The 23,348-nt window shown below is 46.3% G+C and carries 17 protein-coding genes; 10 read left to right on the forward strand and 7 right to left on the reverse strand.

The features are described 5' to 3' along the window. Positions 1-169 precede the first annotated feature (169 nt). Positions 170-1,303 (reverse strand): MraY family glycosyltransferase, encoded by a 1,134-nt coding sequence (locus JT717_RS06840; protein ID WP_205509453.1) that lies wholly within the window; start codon positions 1,301-1,303, stop codon positions 170-172. 244 nt (positions 1,304-1,547) lie between these two features. Here JT717_RS06840 and JT717_RS06845 point away from each other — a divergent pair, with 244 nt between their 5' ends. After that, on the forward strand, positions 1,548-2,384 hold the full coding sequence (locus tag JT717_RS06845; protein WP_205509454.1) for a transketolase: 837 nt from the start codon (positions 1,548-1,550) through the stop codon (positions 2,382-2,384). A gap of 111 nt (positions 2,385-2,495) precedes the next feature. Here JT717_RS06845 and JT717_RS06850 read toward each other — a convergent pair whose 3' ends face one another. Together JT717_RS06850 and rbfA are read right to left on the reverse strand one after the other, a co-directional pair. Further along, positions 2,496-3,719 (reverse strand): FtsX-like permease family protein, encoded by a 1,224-nt coding sequence (locus JT717_RS06850; protein WP_205509455.1) that lies wholly within the window; start codon positions 3,717-3,719, stop codon positions 2,496-2,498. Positions 3,720-3,872: 153 nt separating this feature from the next. Beyond that, positions 3,873-4,250, reverse strand: a complete 378-nt coding sequence (gene rbfA, locus JT717_RS06855) for a 30S ribosome-binding factor RbfA (RefSeq protein ID WP_205509456.1) — start codon at positions 4,248-4,250, stop codon at positions 3,873-3,875. Between the two features lie 68 nt (positions 4,251-4,318). Here rbfA and JT717_RS06860 point away from each other — a divergent pair, with 68 nt between their 5' ends. Further along, positions 4,319-6,136 carry an ABC transporter ATP-binding protein gene (locus tag JT717_RS06860; protein ID WP_205509457.1) on the forward strand — a complete coding sequence of 606 codons (1,818 nt, stop codon included), beginning with the start codon at positions 4,319-4,321 and terminating at the stop codon, positions 6,134-6,136. Positions 6,137-6,407: 271 nt separating this feature from the next. Then, positions 6,408-8,519 carry a S9 family peptidase gene (locus JT717_RS06865; RefSeq protein WP_205509458.1) on the forward strand — a complete coding sequence of 704 codons (2,112 nt, stop codon included), beginning with the start codon at positions 6,408-6,410 and terminating at the stop codon, positions 8,517-8,519. Positions 8,520-8,702: 183 nt separating this feature from the next. Here JT717_RS06865 and JT717_RS06870 read toward each other — a convergent pair whose 3' ends face one another. The 4 genes from JT717_RS06870 to hemH all read right to left on the reverse strand — a co-directional run bounded on the left by JT717_RS06870 (position 8,703) and on the right by hemH (position 16,316). Next, entirely contained in the window at positions 8,703-9,587 is an 885-nt protein-coding gene (locus JT717_RS06870) for a TraR/DksA family transcriptional regulator (protein ID WP_205509459.1), read from the reverse strand. A gap of 4 nt (positions 9,588-9,591) precedes the next feature. After that, positions 9,592-13,002, reverse strand: a complete 3,411-nt coding sequence (gene ileS, locus JT717_RS06875) for an isoleucine--tRNA ligase (RefSeq protein WP_205509460.1) — start codon at positions 13,000-13,002, stop codon at positions 9,592-9,594. 1,719 nt (positions 13,003-14,721) lie between these two features. Beyond that, entirely contained in the window at positions 14,722-15,252 is a 531-nt protein-coding gene (locus tag JT717_RS06880; RefSeq protein WP_205509461.1) for a CopD family protein, read from the reverse strand. A gap of 23 nt (positions 15,253-15,275) precedes the next feature. Then, positions 15,276-16,316 carry a ferrochelatase gene (hemH, locus tag JT717_RS06885; protein WP_205509462.1) on the reverse strand — a complete coding sequence of 347 codons (1,041 nt, stop codon included), beginning with the start codon at positions 16,314-16,316 and terminating at the stop codon, positions 15,276-15,278. 380 nt (positions 16,317-16,696) lie between these two features. Between hemH and hemA the strand changes: the two genes are divergently transcribed. From hemA to hemB, 7 genes are all read left to right on the forward strand, one after another. Next, the gene (gene hemA, locus JT717_RS06890) at positions 16,697-17,935 is read left to right on the forward strand and encodes a glutamyl-tRNA reductase (protein WP_205509463.1); all 1,239 of its coding nucleotides are present in this window, start codon (positions 16,697-16,699) and stop codon (positions 17,933-17,935) included. A 151-nt stretch (positions 17,936-18,086) separates the two neighbouring features. Then, positions 18,087-19,037, forward strand: coding sequence for a hydroxymethylbilane synthase (gene hemC / locus JT717_RS06895; RefSeq protein ID WP_205509464.1), 951 nt, complete (start codon positions 18,087-18,089; stop codon positions 19,035-19,037). Beyond that, positions 19,027-19,728: a uroporphyrinogen-III synthase gene (locus JT717_RS06900; protein WP_205509465.1), complete on the forward strand. Its 702-nt coding sequence runs from the start codon at positions 19,027-19,029 to the stop codon at positions 19,726-19,728. The genes hemC and JT717_RS06900 overlap by 11 nt, the downstream gene beginning before the upstream one ends. Before the next feature lie 13 nt (positions 19,729-19,741). Beyond that, positions 19,742-20,782, forward strand: coding sequence for a uroporphyrinogen decarboxylase (gene hemE / locus JT717_RS06905; RefSeq protein ID WP_205509466.1), 1,041 nt, complete (start codon positions 19,742-19,744; stop codon positions 20,780-20,782). Between the two features lie 90 nt (positions 20,783-20,872). Beyond that, complete coding sequence (hemF, locus tag JT717_RS06910; protein ID WP_205509467.1) at positions 20,873-21,784, forward strand: oxygen-dependent coproporphyrinogen oxidase; 912 nt, start codon at positions 20,873-20,875, stop codon at positions 21,782-21,784. A gap of 14 nt (positions 21,785-21,798) precedes the next feature. Next, entirely contained in the window at positions 21,799-22,389 is a 591-nt protein-coding gene (locus tag JT717_RS06915; protein ID WP_240347872.1) for a four helix bundle protein, read from the forward strand. Next, a complete protein-coding gene (gene hemB / locus JT717_RS06920) occupies positions 22,373-23,347 on the forward strand; it encodes a porphobilinogen synthase (RefSeq protein WP_205509468.1) in 975 nt (324 codons plus the stop codon). Before JT717_RS06915 ends, hemB begins: the two co-directional genes overlap by 17 nt. Position 23,348 lies beyond the last annotated feature (1 nt).

The raw sequence follows: 23,348 nt of genomic DNA on the forward strand, positions 1-23,348 counted from the left end.
AGACAATTGGCAATTGGCAATAGACAAGAGACAAAGTTACCGGGTACCGGTTTCCGGTTACCGGCGCCCTCATTGCAGATTAATAATTGTAATTCCAGCTTCATGCGCCTCGGGGGGTGCTCCCTTCCCGGCAACTGGTAACTGGCAACTGGTAACTGGTAACCGGTAACTAATTCTTATGCTCCAATATCGTATCGGTAGTGAGGGGAACGATCTTGGACGTTTTCAGTTCCCCGTCGGGCGTATCTATGGTTTTGGCAACAAAGAGCCTTGCACGCGGACGTGTATAGTACAAAGCCGCTATACCTGAGAAGAAAACGATCAATATGGCCAGGATGATCCAGGTGCAACCCAGGTTACGCCCTGCATAAGCGGCCAGTATGAACAATACATTAATGGAAACCAGCAGTAATGTTATAAAGCGATGTGAAAAACCCCTGTCGAGCAGCAGATGATGAATGTGGTTCCTGTCGGGACTAAAAGGCGAACGGCGGTGGAATGTACGGATCGCAAACACCCGTAATGTGTCCATTAAAGGTATAACCAAAATGGCTACACTGATGGCAGGCGATGCAAGTATGGGATAGGCGATATCTGTTTGATTGGCCACACCAATAAACTTTACCACCAATATCGCGTTTACCAAACCGATCAGCAGGGAACCTGTATCGCCCATGAATATTTTTGCCGGCTGAAAGTTGAAGATCAGGAAGGCTACCAGGCTGCCTGCCAGTGCAAAGGCAAGGATCGCATAAGGCAGCATGTTAACCTGCAGAAAATAAAATCCGAATACAGTAGAAGCCACTAACCCCAATGAACCGGCCAATCCGTCAATTCCGTCGATCAGGTTGAAAGAGTTGATGATCACGATGATGGTGAGATAGGTCAATAGCAGGCTGAACATTTCAGGCAGTTCATGTATGCCCATAAAGCCATACATGCTTTTGATCTGAATATTACCCTTATAAATGATAAGGAAAGCCGCTAATACCTGGCCAATGAATTTTTTTATGGGAGATATAACTAAAATATCATCTTTCAACCCAAGGAAGAAGATCACAAATGCAGCTGCAAAATAATATTGAAAGTCAGTAGCGACCTGATATGGTATAGCTATAAGACATGCTAACATGAACCCGGCGAAGATGCCAAGGCCTCCTAAAGAAGGAATCGGGCTTTGGTGCACTTTTCTTTCGTCAGGAATGTCAAATAATTTTTTCTGTTCTGCTACGGTTATAATTACCGGAATAGCTAAAAAGGTAATTGCAAATGAAATAGCTATAGAAAATAATACATCAAACATCAGCCTGATTTTGTGAGTCTTGGAATATGATACGTGCTACCAATCGGGCCGGTTGGGCTCATAAACACAAAGCCTCCGCAAATTACAGCGTATTTTCGGATTTCCAACTATTAATAACACTTACTTTCGATCCAAAGTAAACCATTGAACAACGCGCTTTGATATAAAAATATTGGGAAAGTTTAATTTGATTTATTGATACAAAACAATTCCTTTAGTTTTGCAACCAAATTTAAATCTTGCTATGCCAGCTTTAAAGGACATTGCTACACAAATTCGCAGGGATATCGTTCGTATGGTTCACGGCTGTGCCAGTGGTCACCCCGGGGGTTCACTGGGCTGTACTGAGTACTTTACTGCATTATATTTTAAGGTAATGCAGCATAATCCACAGTTTTCCATGGAAGCCCGCAATGAAGATGTATTTATATTATCAAATGGCCATATTTCCCCGGTATTTTATTCTACATTAGCCCGTTCGGGTTATTTCGACGTAAAAGAACTGGCCACCTTTCGTAAAATAGACTCCCGCTTACAGGGCCATCCTGCTACCCATGAGCATCTGCCTGGCATTCGTATTGCCAGTGGTTCATTGGGCCAGGGTATGAGTGTAGCATTGGGTGTTGCTTTATCGAAAAAGCTTAATGGCGAGAACAATATAGTATACTCTTTGCATGGTGATGGTGAGCTGGATGAAGGTCAGAACTGGGAAGCGATCATGTTTGCTGCCCACCATAAAGTTGATAACCTGATCGCCACAGTTGACTGGAATGGCCAGCAGATCGATGGTCCAACTGATAAGGTAATGGCATTGGGCGACCTGGGTGCGAAATTCGCCGCTTTTGGCTGGGATGTTATGCACCTTGACAAAGGCAATGATATCGATGCAGTAGTAGCAGGTCTTGAACAGGCCAAAGCCCGTACAGGCAAAGGCAAACCTGTTGTTATCTTAATGAGAACGGTAATGGGTGCCGGTGTTGACTTTATGGAAGGTCATCACGAATGGCATGGTATTGCTCCTAACGATGAGCAATTAGCTAAAGCATTAGCTCAGCTGCCAGAGACCATTGGTGATTATTAGTCTTATTAAAGAGATCAAAAATATATCGACCGTTCGGGTTTACCCTGAACGGTCTTTTTTGTGGGTATTTGTTACGTTGAGATCTAACTTAAACGTTGTACAACTGAGGTATTAACTCCTCAACTCAATGGGTTGCAGCGCTGCGCGGCGCGAAGGGAACCAGGAAGCCAGGAAGGCAACCAGTGAAACGGTGATCAATACGAGCAGAAAGTCGGAAGCTACCAGCTCTACCGGATAATAATCAATTAAAAAAGTACCGCCCTGAATCGCGATCAGCTTGAAGTTCACCTGCGCCCAGCAAAAGAGCAGCGCTAATACCACACCTGTTGCTGAACCAATACCAGCCAGTAATAAACCTTCACTTAAAAAGATCTTTTGTATTAAACTGTTGTTGGCGCCCATCGATTTCAGCACCTGTATATCTTTCTGCTTTTCCAGTACCAGCATGGTCAAACTGCCGATCATGGTGAATGCAGCTACTATGAGCATCAGCGTAAGAATTCCGTAAATAGCCCATTTCTCCAGGTTCATTACACTATACAAACTCTGATTCTGTTCATATTTTGTCTCCACTTTATAGTTCAATCCTAATTTCTGTTGAATGGCTCTTTGTACCTCATTCGCATTCACCCCCTGCTGCAGGGCCAGCTCCAGGGCGCTGTATTCATTGGGTCCCAATCCCATCATCAGTTTCATGAACGCCAGATTGGTGATGGCATACTTGTTATCGATATCCTGTTGTATTAAAAAGGTACCAGCAGTAACGATGCTGGCAGCGGCCAGCGCCTGTGAAGGATCAGCCACATTGTAGTTCATGCCGCGTTTGAAAGCATACACGGTGAGCGGATATATGAATTTGTCGCTTTCCACACCAACCGCATTTTCAACCCCATTCCCCAATACCAGCGATGGTTCATCGATATTACCGGTTTGAAAATTCCCCCTTATCAGTTTCTGTGCTACATCGGTTACCGATTCATATGAGGTATCAACGCCTTTGAGATTTACAGGCACCTGTACATCACCATTGATGAGCAATGTCTTTTCTTCTGCCACCAGGCTGTAGGCACGAACACCTTTTAACCCGGCCAGTTCCTGTAATTGCTGCTGCGTAAGTATAATGGTCTTGCCCGATCTTGCGGAGATCTTAATATCGGGATAGAAAGAAGAATACAATGATTTTACCAGTCCCTCAAAGCCATTGAACACACTCAACACCACAATAAACGCAAACGTAATACCCATAACGGCAATAATGCTCACCCATGCTATTACGTTTATGGCATTGGTACTTTTTTTTGCCTTAAAATATCGCCAGGCGAAGAGGAAGTTCAATAGTATATGTTTGAATTGTGGTTGGTGAGTAGACGTAAATGATCGCCTTTATTTTTCACTAACTGCTACAAGTTCCAGGGTTCAGCGTACAGGGCCTCAATTACTGACGTGCCTTATTACCCCTGCAACCTGTACCTTGCAACCTGTAACCGCCTATTCTTCTTTCCCCGGTTCTTTTCCCGATGGATTGATCTTTTTAAACAATTCTTCCATCTTAAACACATGGTCCAGTGTATCGTCGAGAAAGAATTTCAGCTCAGGCATACGCCGTAATTGTTTCGCCACCCGGCTCGCCAGTTCCCGCTTAATTTCCCAGGCTCTTTCCTCTATCTTTTTCAAAGCCTCCTGCGCATCCTTCACCTGAAAAAAGCTCAGGTAAATGCGGGCTTCCAGCAGGTCAGGCGTCATCTTTACGGAAGAAATGGATACCATGCCCCCATCGACCATATTCAGCCCCAGTCGCTGAAAAATTAAATTTAATTCTTCACTCAATAAACTTCCCACCTGTTTTTGACGTTTCCCTTCTTGCATTTCCTTAACGGTTTAATAGCCGTAAAATTAGTTACTTTGCACCGTTTACTCATTATTTTAACTGATTCATGAAGCGATTTTCAAGGATTTTCTTTTACCTCCGCAATCAGAAGGGAAAAATTCTATTATACGTAGTTTTCAACCTGTTATCCGTTCTTTTCTCCCTGGTTTCGCTGGCGATGCTGGCCCCTTTTCTAAAACTCCTGTTTTCCAAGGAAGCCCCTGTTACCGAAAGGCCAGTGTGGGTGTTCAACTCCGATGGTGTAATGGCCCAGTTGAAATACGGACTTTCCTACCTCATTATCAATTATGGATATGCCCAGGCCCTGGCTGCCGTATGCCTTGTGATCATATTTTCCATCTTATTCAAGAACCTATTCTTATACCTCAGTTACCGTACGCTTATTCCCATGCGAAACCGGGTTATGACCAATTTCAGGGAAGACCTGTACGATAAGATCCTCATCCTGCCGGTAAGTTATTTTACCGACCAACGCAAGGGTGATATGATGTCGCGCATGAGTAACGATATGAACGAAATTGAATGGTGCGTTATTGGTACACTGGAAGGATTGATCAAAGACCCGCTGAATATCCTGATAGTACTGTGTGCGCTTATTTTCCTCAGCCCCATGTTATCTCTTGTTATGCTGGTGCTGCTGCCCATCGCCGGGTTTATCCTGGGCCGGGTAAGCCGCTCGCTGAAAAGACAATCAGGCGAAGCGCAGGAACAACAGGGTTTGTTATTAAGTACGCTCGATGAAACCCTCGGCGGCCTGCGGGTAGTGAAGGCTTTTAATGCCGAGAAACTGATGCGTAACCGTTTTGTGAGCACCAATAACCTGTTGAACAAACTGCGCATCCAGATGGCCTTTAAACGCGACCTGGCCTCGCCCATGTCGGAGTTCTTGGGGGTCATGATCTTTTGTTCTATCCTGCTGATCGGCGGTCAGTTCGTTTTTGTTGGAAAACTGCTGCAACCGGAAGCGTTCATTACTTATCTTACTTTGTTCTACCAGATCATACAGCCATCCAAATCGCTTTCCCAGGCTTTTTATAATATGCGCCGCGGCGCTGCAGCCATCGAACGGATAGAAAGTGTACTGGGAGCGCCCCTGGCCGTTAAAGAGGCTGATACGCCCCGTCACCTGCATGCTTTTGAGAAGAAGATCGAGTTCAGGAACGTTACTTTCAAATACGACGATGTAACTATTCTCGATAACATCAACCTTATTATTGAAAAAGGTAAAACAGTTGCCCTGGTAGGCTCATCAGGGGCCGGCAAAAGCACCCTGGCCGATCTGATCCCCCGCTTTCATGATGCCACCACCGGTGAACTGTTGATCGATGGCATCAACATCAAAGAGTACTCTTTATTGTCGTTACGCGACCAAATGGGTATCGTTACCCAGGAGCCCATCCTGTTCAATGATACCATTGCGGCCAATATTGCCCTGGGCAACCCGGTGGCCAATATCGCCGAAATTGAACAGGCCGCCCGCGTGGCCAATGCGCACGACTTCATTATGCAGAAAGAAGAGAATTATCAAACCAATATCGGCGACCGCGGCAGCAAACTGAGTGGTGGCGAACGCCAGCGGGTAACCATTGCGCGGGCGGTTCTCAAGAACCCGCCCATTCTTATTCTCGATGAAGCCACTTCTTCCCTCGATACAGAAAGCGAGCGCCTGGTTCAGGATGCCATTAATAAGATGATGGCCAACCGTACCAGCATTGTGATCGCGCACCGGTTAAGCACCATTCGCCATGCCGATGAGATCATAGTGCTGCAAAAAGGAAAGATCGTTGAACGTGGTACGCACGATAACCTGATAGCCCAAAATGGTTTTTATAAGAAGCTGGTTGATATGCAGGAGGTGAAGTAAGTACCTGGGTGCCGGTTACCAGTTACCGGTTGCCGGTTGCCAATTACCAGTTACCGGTTACCAGTTACCGGTTACCAGTTACCAGGCGTCAACGGCAGGGCAAGTATGGCAGCAACCATCAGAACTTTCAGGCCCGGTAACCGGTAACTGGTAACCGGCGACGCTGCCTTTTCCATTTGCCAGTCGTCAATTGGTTCAACCACTCACCCTTCAAACCTTATCCAAGTTATCTAAATAGCTAATTTTCTATCCTAAACAATAAAATCGCTACATGAAAAGGGCTGCTGCAAAAGGTATGTTATTGCCATGCCTGCTAGTAATTGCAATTACCTCACACGCACAAAAGAATTTCAGCTTCGACCAGCTATTCCGCAATGGGGAGACCAATGTGGTAAAACAACTGCCTGTTGTTAAAGGCTGGGCCGATGATACCCATTATTTACTGACACAAAAAGAAGCCGATGGAAAGATGGCCACCTATATGGTAGACGTTAAAACCGGCCAATCGGTCCCCTATCCCAATGTGGAAACCAGTCAGTTAAACCCTTCAGTGAATATCCAGGGCGGTATTAATATCAGTTTTTCGCCCGATAAGAAATGGGCCGCTTACACCAAAAAAGACAATAATCTCTACGTATTCAATGTGGCCGGCGGCAAAGAAACGGCCATTACCACCGACGGTTCTGCTACCATTCTGAACGGTTATGCCTCCTGGGTATATTATGAAGAGATCCTGGGCCGCGCCAGCCGCTATAAGGCTTTCTGGTGGAGTGAAGACAGCAAACGCATTTGTTTTATGCGGTTCGATGATTCGCAGGTCCCTGTGTTTCCCATTTATGTAGCCGATGGCCAGCATGGCTACCTCGAAAATACCCGCTACCCCAAAGCCGGCGATAAGAATCCCGAGGTGAAGATCGGCATTGCAACAGTGAATACCGGCGAAACCATCTGGGCCGATTTCAATGCCGGCGATGACCAGTATTTCGGAACCCCGGCCTGGTCGCCCGATGGACAATTATGGGTGCAATGGATGAACCGGAAGCAGAATAACCTGAAAGTTTATAATATCGATCTTACGAATGGCAGTAAAAAGGAAGTGTACGATGAGAAACAGGAAACCTGGATCGACCTGGATGAAACCGAGCGTATTACCTTCCTTTCTGCCGGCAAAGGATATATCATTAAAAGCGACCGCGATGGCTGGGATAATCTTTATTACTACGATAACAATGGCCAGTTAAAGAACCCGGTAACCAGCGGCAATTTCTGGAGCACCAGTATCATTAAGGTCGATGAAAAAGCCGGCCTGATCTATTTCAAATCGAGGAAGGAAAATTCGGCCCGCTTCGACCTGTATAAAGTAGGGTTCAACGGAAAGGGACTTACCCGCCTGAGTTTTGGTGAGTTCAGCCATGATATGGTAAGCATTTCACCCAAAGGAAGCTATTTTATAACCACTTATTCCAACCTGAATACGCCGCCGGCAACGGCTTTGTGCGATGCCAAAGGAAAGCTGATCCGGGAAATAGCCAATAGCAAGGGAAGTGATTTCGGGCTGTACAACCTGCCTAAAAGCGAACTGAAATACGTTAGTTCTGCCGATGGCCAGTTCCAGTTGCCGGTGCTCATCACCTACCCCATCAATTTCGATCCCACGAAAAAATACCCCGTGCTTATCAGTATTTATGGCGGACCGAATGCCGGCACCGTATACGACCGCTGGCGGCCAACCGTATCGCCGGCCCAATGGTGGGCGCAGGAAGGTTTGATACAGGTTTCTTTCGATAACCGCAGCAGCGGGCATTTTGGCAAGAAAGGCCTGAACTATATCTTCCGCCAGTTGGGTAAATATGAAATTGAAGATTATATGGCCTGCGGCCGCTGGTTGAAGAAACAGCCCTGGGTCGACAGCAATAAGCTGTGTATCACCGGTGGCAGTTTTGGCGGTTATATGACCTGTATGGCCCTTACCTATGGAGCAGACGTATTCCCCTATGGCATTGCCAATTCATCGGTTACCGACTGGCAGTTCTATGATACCCACTATACCGAGCGGTTCATGAACAGGCCCCAGGATAACCCCGAGGGATATAAACTGACCTCGGTTTTATCCTATGCCAACAAATACAAAGGGCTCCTGCGCATTGTACATGGCACTTCAGATGATAATGTGCATATGCAGAACAGCATAGTGCTGATGAATAAACTGCAGGACCTGAAAAAGCATTTTGAATGCATGGTGTACCCGGGTGAGCGGCATAGCATTATGGGTTTGAAGGGTGTACATAACCGCTATGAAGCCTATAAGTTCTATTACCAGTATCTGCTGGAAAAGCCGATGCCGTCGGTCTTCTGGGCGCCGGATTCTCAAAGAGGGTTTTAGCAAATGATCACGGTCCGACTGGCCATTTTCCAACCCTTACACATGCTTCGTTACAATAAAAGAAAAGCTCTGGCGGTATTGCCAGAGCTTAATTATTTATATTGCTATTGCGTTTCGTTACGGCATAACACTACAATTCCACTTTTAGTAGAATGGTAACCAACCGATTATACAGCACTAAGCTTACTTATTCATCATTTGCTTGGCCTCGATGCTCAGGGTAGCGTGCGGAACCGCCCGTAACCTGGCTTTATCGATCAGCTTGCCCGTAACCCGGCAAATGCCATAAGTCTTGTTCTCGATGCGCATGAGGGCTTTCTCCAGGTGATCAATGTAGTTGATCTGCCGGCTGGCCATTTGGGCCAACTGCTCCCGTTCCATACTCATACTGCCATCTTCCATGGTCATGTAGCGATTTTCGGTTTCATCGCCACCCATTTCGTCTTTGCGGGTAATTAAACCCTGTAAATAAGCCAGTTCTTTCTTTGCCTGTTCTAATTTTTTTAAAATCAGATCTTTGAACTCGCTCAATTCGGCATCACTATATCTCATGGTTGGTCCTGTTTGAATGTTTTCTGGTTGATCTAATACTGATTTTGTGAATTCCGGTTCGTATTTGCGTGCTGTTTTCGTTTTTATTTCCGGGATTACCACCTTTACCGGTTTAGCCGGTTCTGGCTTTTTCGGTGGCGGCGGCGGTGGGATCACAGGTTCTATTTTCTTGACTTCCACCTTTACTTCCGGCTTTTCGACTTTAACAGGAGCTTCAACTGCTTTTTTTACCTCTTTCGTTTCTTTTATTTCAACGTGTTTGGCAACTGGCTTGGCGGTAGGCGCAGGAGAAGGTTTGGCATGTGCTTTGGCGGTTACATGGTGAGTTATAGGTTGGTGTTTGGCCGGGACCTTTTTCTCAACAGGTTTGGCTGTCTTTTTTGCAGCAGGCTTAACATCCTTCTTAGCAACTACTTTTTTAGCAGCAGGTTTGGCTGCCCCGCCGGCCGGTCGGGCTGGCTTTTTAGGGGCAATCGTTTTTTTTGCTGGCTTGGCCGCCTTTTTCTTGGTTGCCATACTTTTACGCTTTTTTTGTAACGAACACTTTTAATGGAATATCGTTCACTTCAATTTCGGTGCCATCAGGTATTTCAGGTACTAGTTCAAGTTTATCTGCCAAAATTTCTGCGCAAATATAATTATTAAATTGGGCGATCGATTGGCTCAGCTCCTGGTGTTCGGTCACCTTAACCAGTATTCGATCAGTGAGTTCAAAACCACTGTCTTTTCGGATTTTCTGGATACGATTAACCAATTCGCGGGCATTTCCTTCGCTGACCAGTTCTGGGGTAACGGTTACATCCAAAGCCACGGTGAGAGCATCTTTATTGGCCACCATCCACCCGGGGATATCTTCACTGGTGATCTCTACTTCATTAGTTTGTAATATTAAGGGTTCGTTCTCAATATTCAATGAAATACTGCCATCTTTTTCCAATTTCGCTATGTCATCCTGACTAAATTCGGCTAATGCTGCCGCTACCGGCTTCATTTTGGCTCCCAACTTCTTACCCAGCACCGTATAATTGGGTTTTATCTTCTTTTTGATAAACCCGTTATCTTCGGTTAAATAGGTTATTTCTTTAACATTCACCTCGCTCTTTATCAGGTCTTCTACCAGCTCAATCTGGTCTTTCATGTGTTTATTCAACACCGGGATCAGCACTTTTTGCAAGGGTTGCCGTACTTTTTGCCTGGCCGTCTTGCGCAATGACAATACGAGGGAGGAGATATCCTGGGCCAGCTGCATGCGCTCTTCGAGGGAGGCATCGATAGCGGCCGGTTTACTAACAGGGTAATCGGCATGGTGCACCGATTCTGTGTTATGCCTGCCTGTTACAGCGTTCAGATTCTGGAACAAGGCATCGCTGAAGAATGGCGAAATAGGCGCCATCAGCTTCAACACGGTTTCCAGGCACTCGTACAGGGTCTGGTATGCGCATACTTTATCATGTTCATACTCCCCTTTCCAGAACCGGCGGCGGCACAAACGTACGTACCAGTTACTAAGATGCTCATCCATAAACTCTTCTATGGCCCGGCCAGCCTGGGTAGGCTCATAATCGTCCATATACTCCGTTACCTTTTTTATGAGGGTGTTCAGGGAAGAAAGGATCCAGCGGTCGATCTCGGGCCTTTGTTCCAGCGGGATATACGCCTCTTTGAATGCAAAGCCGTCTACATTGGCATAGAGCGCAAAGAACTGATAGGTATTATAGAGCGTTCCGAAGAACTTACGTTGCACTTCCTTGATGCCTTCCAGGTCGAACTTCATATTCTCCCAGGGCGAAGCATTGGTGATCAGGTACCAGCGGGTAGCATCGGCGCCGTATTGTTCAATGGTCTTGAACGGATCGACCACATTCCCCAGGCGCTTACTCATTTTGTTGCCATTTTTGTCCAGTACCAGTCCGTTCGACACACAGGTTTTATATGCCACAGAATCAAACAATAAGCCGGCTATGGCATGCAGGGTATAGAACCAGCCACGGGTTTGGTCAACCCCTTCGGCGATGAAATCGGCCGGGTAATTCTTGTTGAATGGCTGTTTGAACGGATAGGGATCACCGGCTTTCAGCTTCTCGTGATCGAGGCCCCATTGGGCGTATGGCATGGCGCCGCTATCGAACCAAACGTCAATCAGGTCTGGAACCCGTTTCATGGGTTTGCCCGATTCACTTACCAAGATGATATCGTCTACATAAGGTTTATGCAGATCGAGGTCGGCCATGATCTTTGCATTGTTGGTGCCCAGTGTTTTGTCGGCTTTGGCTGCTTCTTCTTTTAACCGGGGTACTGAGCCAATGCATTTTTCTTCGCTGCCATCCTCGGTTTTCCAGATGGGTAAGGCCGTGCCCCAGAAACGGCTGCGGCTCAGGTTCCAGTCAACCATATTTTCGAGCCAGTTGCCAAAACGGCCTTCGCCGGTTGATCTGGGCTTCCAGTTGATCGTTTTATTCAAGGCTACCAGCCTGTCTTTCAACGCAGTGGTTTTTATGAACCAGGCATCTAACGGATAATATAATACGGGTTTATCGGTGCGCCAGCAATGCGGGTAATTGTGCTCATACTTTTCGATCTTGAAGGCGCGGTTCTCTTTCTTCAGTTTAACGCAGATGTCTACGTTCACATCTACATAATCTTTATCGTCTTTATAATTCTTTACATACCGGTTGCTGAACTCGCCGAGGCCATCTACAAATTTGCCCTGGCGGTCGACCATGGTGAGAATTCCGATATTGTATTTCTTTCCTACTCTATAGTCATCTGCACCAAAAGCAGGCGCCGTGTGTACAATGCCGGTACCATCTTCGGTGGTAACGAAATCGCCTAATAATACGCGGAAGGGGTCGCCACCGCTTTTCTCTGGACTGTTGGCTTCGAAGGGCAACAACTGTTCATAACGGCAACCTTCAATCTCTGCCCCTTTGAACTCAGTGAGTATACGCCAGGGCAACACTTTGTCGCCTTCTTTATATTCCCCGAATCCGGTGTTTTCAGCTTCGGGTTTGAAGTATTTACCCAGCAGATCTTTGGCAAGCACCACGTTTATGGGCAAGTGCGTATATGGGTTGAAGGTTTGCACCAGCACATAAGTGATGCGCTCCCCTACCGTTAAACCCAGGTTCGAAGGCAGGGTCCACGGGGTGGTGGTCCAGGCCAGGAAGAAGGGTGAATGGTCAATGGCCAATGGTGAATGGCCCGTTTCAAGTTCAGCTCGCGACGCCTGACGGCCTGCATTGGCCACGGCTTCAAAGAGGAAAGCCGATTTTTCATCCTTCACCGCCCTGAACATCACAACAGCGCTGGTATCCTTCACCATTTTATAGGTGCCGGGCTGGTTCAGCTCGTGTGAGCTTAAGCCCGTACCGGCAGCTGGTGAATAGGGCTGAATGCTCACGCTTTCATACAATAAGCCCTTTTCGTACAGTTTGCTCAACAGGTACCAAAGGGTTTCTATATAATTGTTATCGAAGGTGATATAAGGATCGTTCAGATCGACCCAATAGCCCATTTTTTTGGTGAGGTCGTCCCATTTATCTTTATAGCGCATCACCGCTTCGCGGCATTTGCGGTTATATTCCTCAACAGTAATTTTTTTACCGATATCTTCTTTGGTGATGCCCAGTTCTTTTTCAACGCCCAGTTCAATGGGAAGGCCATGGGTGTCCCAGCCGGCTTTACGGTTTACCTGGAATCCACGCATGGTCTTGTAGCGGCAAACCAGGTCCTTCAATGTGCGGCTGATAACGTGGTGAATGCCAGGCATGCCGTTGGCGCTGGGCGGCCCTTCGTAGAAAACAAAGGAGGGGGCATCGTTCCGCAGCGACACGCTTTTTTCAAAAGCCTGATTTTCACTCCATTTAGCTAACATTTCCTGTTCTATAACAGGCAAATTCAATTTCTGGAACTCTCTGTAGTTAACTGCCATATAATTGCCGGTAAATCTGTTTATTTCTAATATTTCAATGTCCTTTAAAAAAGCTTGCAGAAGAAGTAATTCTGCAGCCCCAAAAGTGTGCAAAGGTACGAAAAGTTACCGCTTGTTGCCGGTTGCCGGTTGCCGGTTACCGGTTACCAGTTACCAGTTGCCGGTTACCCGGTTGCTGGTTGCTGGTTGTCGGTTGCCGGTTGCCAGTTGGTTGCCAGTTGCCAGTTGGTTGCCAGTTGCCGGTTGCCGGTTGCCGGTTCATCGTTCAAAGCTCCTGATTCTCAGTTCAACATTCTGGATTCAAAGTTCTTAATCACCGTTCTTTCAGTTCATAGTTATTGTTGACACGCACCGCGAAACGGTGAGCAGCCGTTCACTGTTGAAACATGATCATGAGAAACCAAAAGAGGCACTGTTATCCCACCTCACAAAATGCTCACATTTCTTAAGGTTCTGATCAGTTTTCAGGTTATAGTGATAGTGGTGCCAGCCTTTGGAACTTATATTGGTAACCCGGAAGTTATTTGAAGATTTTTTAACGAAACGGTCAATTTTCAGTCAGGTTTATCCACATTCAGGGCATTTGGCATAATTTATGGAACTATTTCTGTGCTCTTTGCAATAGCAAAATGTTGAAAAGTAAAAGAGGAATTTTAGCAGTGACGGAGTGATTTTTGGTACGATATTTTCTAAGTATTAGTCCCGTCAGTCCTTAGAGGTTTTACCTTGCAGGGCATTTACTTGAAAACGACATTTTTATTACCTCATTATATGAAAAACCTTTTCTACGGTTTAGGGTTTAGGGGTTAAAAAGGGGAGTAGTCCTGCTCCCCTTTCCTTTAAAATTCTAAAACAAAGGAAAGGTTTTTCTTTTTTACACCTTTTTGTAATCCGCTACCTTCCCGTTTTTAATCTCTGGTTATGCCTGTGGAAAACCAATCAGGCTACTGTGCACGCCCACGAACAACCCCCGTTTTCGGGAAGCTGAAAAGACATTGGTGCCCCGTATTGTAAAACCTCCTCGCTAAGGGAGGTTTTTTTATTGCAAAAAACTTCCGCTAAACTTCGGTCATACATTTTACAAGTCGCTCGTCCTGAAAACCCGGCAAGCTATGCGCAATACCAATTTTTGCGCACAACACAAAATCATGAGGGCAGCGGCTATCAAACGTTAGCATTTTTACAACATCTATTGAAAAAACAGAACAGATCGTTGAAGCATCCGGTGCAGGAATGCAAGGATCAGCATCAGGTTGTTAAATATGCGGGATGGATCTTTCAATAAACAGAGCTTGATCGTTGAAAAAATCGTTCAATTCGTATAAAAAACTGTTCGGTTCATGCAACAAACACTGCCAGTTTATTTAACAAACAGGTTCAGTTTGTTCAATAAACAGGTACAGTTTGTTCAATAAACAGCTTCAGTTTGTTCAATAAACGCTTCTGATTTTTCAATGATTGATACCTGTTTGTTCAATGAATTGGGTGCAACTATTCAATAAACCATAGCTGGTTGTTCAACAAACTGGTACTGATTGTTGAATAAAGTGGTATTGATCGTTCAATAAACTGATATTGATTGTTCAATGAATTGAGGTGCAAATCATTCATATTCACTGATAGTTGTACGGCACCTGCCCTGGCCAACTCCTCTTTCAGGCAGTTATACACCCCAAGAATTCACTTAACTGGCAACGCATAAATCGGCCAATTGAATAACTATTTCTTCTTCATCCTGATATTTTTATAGATCCTGATCGCACTCATCAGCACGATCACAAACCCTATCAGTCCGGCCAATCCCCATACCACACTCATATTTTGTTTTACCACCGCCAGCATCACAATGGCAACCAGGAAAATCGTAGCCACCTCGTTCCAGATGCGCAATTGCTGTGAACTGTATTTAAAAATACCCTTCATCTCCTGTTTGTAAATGGCATGCAGGGTAAAGTGATACACATACAAACCTGCTACAAAAAACAGTTTAACGAATAACCAGTCCGGCAGAACGCCCAGCTGTATCCACATCCATGGACCGAAGATACCTGTGGCAATAGCTGAAGGCCAGGTAATGCCAAACCATAGCCGCCTGATCATTATCGTAAAGTGGCTGCGTAGAATGTTCTTTTCCGCTTCCTGTTTTTCACCGGCTTCGGTATTGTATATAAACAGGCGAACGATGTAAAACATGCCGCTGAACCAGGTGACAATAAAAATGATGTGAAGGGCCTTGATGTAGTTATACATAGGAGTAATATGCTTCAGGCCGGTCAGGCATTGGGGTTATAAGATCGTTCATTTATCCAACTCGCGATTGCCTTCACCCACATGGGATGCACATTCAAACAGGGGATCATGGTAAATGATTCACCGCCTGCCTCCAAAAATGTATTCTTTCCCTCAACGGCAATTTCTTCCAGGGTTTCCAAACAATCGCTCACAAATGCCGGACAGGCAACCAGCAATTTCTTTACACCTTCTTTAGGCAGCTCAGCCAGGCGCTGGGCGGTATAGGGCTTCAACCACTCATCCCTGCCAAGGCGCGATTGAAAAGAGAAGCTGTATTTCTGTTCGGGTATCTGCAGCAAACCGGCCACTTTTTTAGTAGTCACCAAACACTGATGCCGGTAACAATATCGATGCGCCTCACTGTTCACTTCACAACAGTTGGCCACTTTCAAACAATGATTGCCGGTAATATCGCTTTTATGGATATGGCGTTCAGGCACACCATGGTAACTGAACAAAAAATGATCATAGGGCTGCTGCAGGTAAGGCTTCATGCTGTCTGCCAGCGCCTCGAGGTAGAGCGTATTATCGTAATAAGGTGGAATAATGGTAAGCCTGAATGAATACTTTCCTTTTGCATGTGCCGCTTTCGCGTATTCTACGGCTGTTTCATAACTGCTCATGGCGTAGTGCGGATACATAGGCACCAGCACCACCTCTTCAAGGTCAGGTACTTTTTCGAGTAGTTCATCGTAGGCAGTCCAGGGAGCGGGAGAACCATATCGCATGGCCAGCGCCACCGGTTCAGGTACCTGTTTTTGCAGGGCATCCTGCAATTGCTTGCTCAGTACGATCAGGGGCGAGCCTTCTTTGGTCCAGATAGAAGCATAGGCATGGGCCGATTTGGGCGCCCGGAAGGGAACAATGATCCCTTTCACCAGTAATAAGCGGCCCAGGTATGACATGTCGATCACCCGTTCATCCATCAGGAATTCATTCAAATACCGGCGAACGTCTTTCACCTTCGTAGAGTCTGGCGACCCCAGGTTCATTAAAACGATACCTCTTTTTGTTGCTGCCATAATAAGAGTGCAAAAGTAACGCGCTTAGTAACTTAAAACTCAAAATTTATTCCCGTGAAAAGACCGGCTTAGCCGGCAAAAAGCAGTTTTTACCGCAGGATGACAGTGGAATTAGCCGGTTGGATCTTTGGTTACCGGTATAAGCCTGGCCGGAAGCCCTGACAGCAGTGCATTTTAGTTCTTTGACAGATAGCAGTTCTTCCGGCGAACAAACGTTCGCAAAAGCGAATGATCTCTGGCCGCGCAGGCATGTATGATTTTACTCATACGCCCGCTTGATGATAATCAGGCAGTAAAATGACAGAGTAATGACAGACATATTAGGACAATGACGAGTCCGAAAGTATTTTTGCAGTGTCAATTTTCAGAATTCGATATTCATGCACGGAAACAGTACTAAGGATATAACCAAGTTTTTTATAGCCGGGATCAATTACAAAAAATCCGATGCTGCGATAAGAGGCCAGTTTGCAGTGAGTAATGATCAATACGCTACCCTACTTAACCAAGCCCCCGCCTTTGGTTTGCATGAGTTATTTGTTTTAAGCACCTGCAACCGTACCGAAATTTACGGTTTTGCCGAAAGTGCCGATCAACTGATCAACCTGCTCTGCACCCAAACCGAAGGAAACGCTTCCACTTTTACCAAATTAGCTTATATCAAGAACGGGATGGCTGCCATTGAGCACCTTTTCTCAGTAGCCGCCGGTCTCGATTCCCAGATCTTGGGGGATTATGAAATTGTAGGGCAGATAAAACAGGCCGTAAAATTCAGCAAGGAACATGGCTATACCGACACCTTCATGGAACGCCTGGTAAACTGTGTGCTGCAGTCTTCCAAAGCGATAAAGAACCAGACCAACCTGAGTGGCGGAACCGTTTCGGTATCTTTTGCCGCCGTTCAGTATATCAGGGAGAAAGTAGCTGATATTTCCGACAAGAAAATATTATTGCTGGGTGTTGGCAAAATTGGCCGTAACACCTGCAAAAACCTGGTCGATTACCTCGATGCCGACCACATAACACTTATAAACCGCACCCACGATAAAGCTGCCCAGCTGGCAGAAGAATTAGACCTGCACCACGCGCCTTTATCGGAACTGGCCGCCAATATAGAAACAGCTGATATCATCCTGGTAGCCACTAATTCAGTAGAACCTACCATTAAAAAGTCGCACCTCGAAGGCAAGGGCGAGAAACTGATCATCGACCTCTCGGTTCCTTTCAATGTAGAAGAAAGCGCCCAGGAATTGCCGAATGTTCACCTCGTGAATGTAGATGAGCTGTCGAAACTGAAGGATGAGACCCTGCAAATGCGGGAAGCCGAAGTACCGAAAGCCTGGGATATCATCCGTGAACACATTGACGAATTCATCGAGTGGTTCGAAATGCGCAAGCATGTACCGGTATTCAAAGCCGTTAAGATCAAATTAAAAGAGATCCAGACCTTTCCATCATATATACAGCTTTCACCCGAAATGGCTGCATGCCAGACTATCAATGCCGACGAGAAAATACAACGGGTAATCAATGGCATGGCTTCTAAAATGCGTCAGCGCAACCAGCGTGGCTGTTATTATATAGAAGCTATCAATGAGTTCATTGCACCCTCGAACTGATTGGGGTCAACGGTAAATAGTGAATGGTGAAAAGAGCCCGGTTCGCGAGGTCAACAATTAACACGGGAATCAGAAATTTCTTGACCTCATTCACCATTGACCATTCACCATTGACGAATGCATTAGCTTTGCAAAAATTGAACAAGCACTGATGAATAAAGTGATCCGTATTGGAACCAGGGAAAGCCAACTTGCGGTTTGGCAGGCTACCCAGGTGCAGAACCTGTTAATGCAGTTTGGATTTTCCGCAGAACTGGTATATATAAAAAGCGAAGGGGATATCGATCTCAAAACACCGTTGTATGAAATGGGCGTACAGGGCATCTTTACCCGCAGCCTGGATCTTGCCCTGCTGAATGACCGCATCGATATTGCCGTGCATTCCCTGAAAGATGTGCCCACGCAATTACCCAAAGGCATTGTTACCGCTGCTGTTCTGAAAAGAGCTTCTTATAAAGATCTGTTTGTCGTCAATGGGGAATGGTCAACGGCCAATGAGGTACTGCAAATGGAGCCGCCATTCACCATGCACCATTCGCCATTCACCATAGCTACCAGCAGCATTCGCCGCAAGGCCCAATGGCTGAACCGATACCCGCAACATACCATCGAAAACCTGCGCGGCAATGTAAATACCCGCTTACAAAAGCTGGCCGATAGCCACTGGAACGGCGCTATTTTCGCTGCCGCCGGCCTCGAAAGGATCGGCTTGCGGCCGGCCCACTCCATTGAACTCGACTGGATGTTGCCTGCTCCCGCACAGGGCGCTATTGTAGTTGCCTGCCGCCATGATGATGAATATGCTTTTGAAGCCTGCCGCTTATTTAATGATGCGGATACTGCTTTATGCACTGCCATTGAGCGGGATTTCTTAAGGGCCCTGCTGGGCGGTTGCTCTACACCGATCAGCGCCCTGGCAAGTATCGTGAACGGTGAGCTTCATTTTGAAGGGAATATCTTGTCGCTGGATGGAAAAGAGAAAGCCAGCATTGAAAAAACAGTGGCCGTGAACAACTGTGACAAACTCGGCGTTATTGCCGCCAACGAATTATTAGCAAATGGCGGACAGGTTATCGCCGATAAGATCCGAAATGCCAAATAAGATCTACATACTGAGCACCCGGCCGTTGGAAACGGCATTGATCGAAGCTGCCAAGGCGAAGGATATTCATATTGACATCGTATCCTTCATCGACACTACGCCTGTAGCCACCACCAGCATCAAAGAAGAGATTGCCAAAATAATAAAACAACCCGCTTCGGTCGTATTCACCAGTATGAATGCGGTGAATACAGTGGCTGCTCATATCAATGGGCAGATCCCCGATTGGAATATTTTCTGTATCGGCCATACCACCCGCCAGCTGGTTGCCCGCTATTTCGGTGAACAGTCGATCCATACCGTTGGCAACAATGCCGTCGAGCTGGCCGATAAAATGATCAGCAACAAGCAGGTGAAACAGGTAGTTTTTTTCTGTGGCGATCAGCGCCGCGAAGAATTACCCGGCAAGCTCCGCCAGAACGGGATCATGGTGCAGGAAGTGATCGTATACCATACCATCAGCACGCCCCATAAGATCGAGAAAGCGTATGATGGAATTTTGTTTTTTAGTCCGAGCGCGGTACATAGTTTCTTTTACGCCAATGCCGTATTACCCTCCGCTATCTTATTCGCCATTGGCCAAACGACGGCCGACGCTATAAAATCATTTTCCACCAATACGGTCATTGAGTCGGAAAAACCCGGCAAAGATGAGCTGGTGAAAAAAATGTTTCAATTTTTTAAAAAGTAACATACTACATATTATGCTGCAAAACGACCTGTTATTAAGAACCCTGAATGGAGAACAAGTAGAACGCCCCCCTGTATGGATGATGCGCCAGGCCGGCCGGTATTTACCCGAATATATGGCCTTACGCGAGAAATATGGCTTCTTCGAACGGTGCCAGACACCCGAACTGGCCTGCGAGATAACCATTCAGCCCGTTGATATCATTGGCGTTGATGCGGCCATTCTCTTTTCCGATATTCTGGTAGTGCCCCAGGCCATGGGACTGGAAGTACAGTTGATAGAAAGCAAAGGCCCCTTTTTGCCAGAGCCTGTTAAAAATATAAATGATCTCAACCGCATCCGGGTGCCTGATGTAAACGAAACCCTGCACTATGTTTTTGATGCGGTAAAACTGATCAAACAGGAACTGAATGGCCGCGTACCATTAATTGGTTTTGCCGGCGCTCCCTGGACCTTGCTGTGTTATATGGTACAGGGCAAAGGTTCCAAAACGTTTGACGAAGCCAAGATCTTTTGCTATACCCAACCCGAAACGGCGCATCGCCTCTTACAAATGATCACAGATACCACTATTGCTTACCTGAAAGGCCAGGTGAAAGCAGGGGTTGATGTTATTCAGATCTTCGATAGCTGGGGCGGCTTGCTGGGCCCCGATGACTTTGAGAATTTCTCCCTGAAATATATTCACCAGATCGTAGCCGCCCTGAAAGGTGAAGTAGCTACTATCATCTTTGCCAAAGGCGCCTGGCATTCGCTGCAAGCCATGGCTGCTACCGGTGCGCATGGCCTGGGTATCGACTGGTGTATAACACCGGCCATGGCCCGCCAGCTGGCAGGAGCGAATGTAACGTTGCAGGGGAATTTCGATCCGGCCAAATTGTTATCGCCCATACCGGTGATCCAAAAGGAAGTAAAACAAATGCTGAAGGATTTCGGCGGACAGCGTCATATCGCCAACCTGGGCCATGGTATTTTACCGAATGTGCCGGTGGATCATGCACGGGCCTTCGTTGATACGGTGAAAGAATACAGGAATGAAGGTGTAAAGGCTTAGAGTGTTGGGAGTTGACAAATTAAGATGTTGAAAAGCCGACAGCGCTAATGTGATTGACCATTGACCATTCACCATTGACCATTCACAGCAATGAATATAAAAGAGAACTGGATCAATTATATCCACAACCTGCAAGACCGCATCTGTGCTGCTTTGGAAGCAGAAGACGGTAAAGCCAGGTTCCAGGAAGACCTTTGGCAACGCGCGGAGGGAGGCGGTGGCAAAACCCGCGTGATCGCTGATGGACATGTGTTTGAGAAAGGCGGCGTGAACACATCCGTAGTGTTTGGCGAAGTGACCGAACCTATGCGCCAACAGCTAAAGATCGATGGCAGGAGCTGGTTTGCCTGCGGCCTGTCGCTGGTACTACATCCTGTTAATCCATTTGTACCCACAGTACATTGTAATTACCGGATGTTTGAAGTCTATGGCGGGAATGAAGACGTCATCGACCGTTGGTTTGGCGGCGGTACGGATCTTACGCCCTATTACCTGTTTGAAGAAGATGCAAAACATTTTCACCAGACCTATAAAACTGCCTGCGATGCATTTGACCCTGGCTTTTATGGGTCCTTTAAAAAAGAGTGTGACAATTATTTTGTGAACTGGCACCGCAATAAGGAACGCCGCGGAATTGGCGGCATCTTTTATGATCACCAACGTCCATCGGCGGAGAAAGATGTACAGTTCTGGTTCAATTTCGGCAAAACCTGTGGCGATGCGTTCTTAGCGGCTTACCTGCCCATTGTACAGAAAAGAAAGCAACTGCCGTATACAGCGCAGCATAAACACTGGCAGGAAATCCGGCGCGGCCGTTATGTTGAGTTCAACCTTGTACATGACCGCGGGACTTTGTTCGGCCTGAAAACAAATGGAAGAATAGAAAGTATTTTGATGAGCCTGCCGCCTACCGTGAGGTTTGAATACAACTATCAACCAACGCCAGGCAGTGAAGAAGACAGATTATTACAGGCTTGTTTGAACCCGGTTGAGTGGGTGTAAAACGATTTCTGATTTTGAGATTTCTGATTTTGAGATTTCGGGATTTCGGGATTTCGGGATTTCGGGATTTGGGGATTTTGGGATTTTGGGATTTCGGGACTTGGAATGCGATTGATTTACAAAAGAAATCAGTCGATATGAACAAGTTTGATTTGCAAAAACGAACAAAACAATTTCATGTAAATGTAATAAAGTTGTGCAGTCGCTTTCCAAAAAACGCTGCTGGTTTCGAAACAGCCAAACAACTGATAAGAGCAGCAGGATCCGTTGGTGCGAATTACAGAGCTGGCTGCCGCGCAAAGTCAAATGCAGATTTTATTTATAAGATCGAATTGGTTCTGGAAGAAGCTGATGAATCACTTTATTGGCTTCAGCTTACAAAAGAAGCGGAATTAGTGCAAGGAAATGATTTAGAAGCATTGATAAAGGAAGCGAATGAATTAGTAAGCATTTTCAATGCAAGCGACAAAACAGCCAAAAGAAACAAAGCGAACAATCTTACTAAAAAAAATAACAGGTTAAATTTTGATTTTGAGATTCCGGCAAAATCCAAAAATCTCAAAATCGCAAAATCAAAAAATTGTATTTATGTATTTGCAGCGTAGAAACCGCATACTACGTCAATCACCGGCGATCAGGAGCCTGGTGGCTGAAACTATTTTAACACCCAATGATTTCATCGTTCCATTATTTATAAACGAAGGCGAAAACTATAAAGAAGAGATTGCTTCCATGCCCGGCTATTACCGCATGAGCCTCGACAATACCGTGAAAGAAGTAAAAGAATTGTGGAGCATGGGATTGAAAAGCGTATTGCTCTTCATTAAATGTAAAGATGAACTGAAAGACAATAAAGGCACCGAAGCATTGAACCCGAAAGGACTGATGCAAAGAAGCATCCGGGCAATAAAAGAGGCTTGTCCGGATATGCTGGTGATGACCGATGTAGCCCTTGACCCATTCTCATCGTACGGGCACGACGGCATCGTAGAAGGGTCTGAGATCGTGAACGACGCCACGGTGGAAGTATTGGCGCAGATGAGTGTGAGTCATGCCCAGGCAGGCGCCGATTTTGTAGCGCCCAGCGATATGATGGATGGTCGTATTGCCGCCATTCGCGAAGCCCTGGAAGAAAATGGCCTTCACAAGACCGGTATCATGAGCTATAGCGCCAAATATGCCTCCAGCTTTTATGGCCCCTTCCGAGATGCGCTCGACAGCGCTCCTGGCTTTGGCGACAAAAAAACCTACCAGATGGATTACAGCAACCGCGTGGAAGCCGTTAAAGAAACCCTGATGGACGTGGAAGAAGGCGCTGATATCGTAATGGTGAAACCGGCCCTGGCTTACCTCGATATCATCCGCGAAGTGAAGAATGCGGTATCTGTTCCCGTTAGCGCCTATAATATCAGCGGCGAATATGCCATGATAAAAGCGGCCGCCAGAATGGGCTGGATAGACGAGAACAAAGCCATTCTGGAAACGCTCACGGCCATCAAGAGAGCCGGCGCTGATCTGATCGCTACGTATTTTGCAAAAGACGCCATAAAACTGATTAGCTGAT

The sequence above is a fragment of the Longitalea arenae genome (assembly GCF_016924755.1).
Classification (GTDB): Bacteria; Bacteroidota; Bacteroidia; order Chitinophagales; family Chitinophagaceae; genus Niastella; species Niastella arenae.

Coding starts and splice junctions, on each gene's coding strand:
- JT717_RS06840 (WP_205509453.1), bottom strand. CDS start 1,303: ATGTTTGATGTATTATTTTCTATAGCTATTTCATTTGCAATTACCTTT.
- JT717_RS06845 (WP_205509454.1), top strand. CDS start 1,548: ATGCCAGCTTTAAAGGACATTGCTACACAAATTCGCAGGGATATCGTT.
- rbfA (WP_205509456.1), bottom strand. CDS start 4,250: ATGCAAGAAGGGAAACGTCAAAAACAGGTGGGAAGTTTATTGAGTGAA.
- JT717_RS06860 (WP_205509457.1), top strand. CDS start 4,319: ATGAAGCGATTTTCAAGGATTTTCTTTTACCTCCGCAATCAGAAGGGA.
- JT717_RS06865 (WP_205509458.1), top strand. CDS start 6,408: ATGAAAAGGGCTGCTGCAAAAGGTATGTTATTGCCATGCCTGCTAGTA.
- JT717_RS06870 (WP_205509459.1), bottom strand. CDS start 9,587: ATGGCAACCAAGAAAAAGGCGGCCAAGCCAGCAAAAAAAACGATTGCC.
- ileS (WP_205509460.1), bottom strand. CDS start 13,002: ATGGCAGTTAACTACAGAGAGTTCCAGAAATTGAATTTGCCTGTTATA.
- JT717_RS06880 (WP_205509461.1), bottom strand. CDS start 15,252: ATGTATAACTACATCAAGGCCCTTCACATCATTTTTATTGTCACCTGG.
- hemH (WP_205509462.1), bottom strand. CDS start 16,316: ATGGCAGCAACAAAAAGAGGTATCGTTTTAATGAACCTGGGGTCGCCA.
- hemA (WP_205509463.1), top strand. CDS start 16,697: ATGCACGGAAACAGTACTAAGGATATAACCAAGTTTTTTATAGCCGGG.
- hemC (WP_205509464.1), top strand. CDS start 18,087: ATGAATAAAGTGATCCGTATTGGAACCAGGGAAAGCCAACTTGCGGTT.
- JT717_RS06900 (WP_205509465.1), top strand. CDS start 19,027: ATGCCAAATAAGATCTACATACTGAGCACCCGGCCGTTGGAAACGGCA.
- hemE (WP_205509466.1), top strand. CDS start 19,742: ATGCTGCAAAACGACCTGTTATTAAGAACCCTGAATGGAGAACAAGTA.
- hemF (WP_205509467.1), top strand. CDS start 20,873: ATGAATATAAAAGAGAACTGGATCAATTATATCCACAACCTGCAAGAC.
- hemB (WP_205509468.1), top strand. CDS start 22,373: ATGTATTTGCAGCGTAGAAACCGCATACTACGTCAATCACCGGCGATC.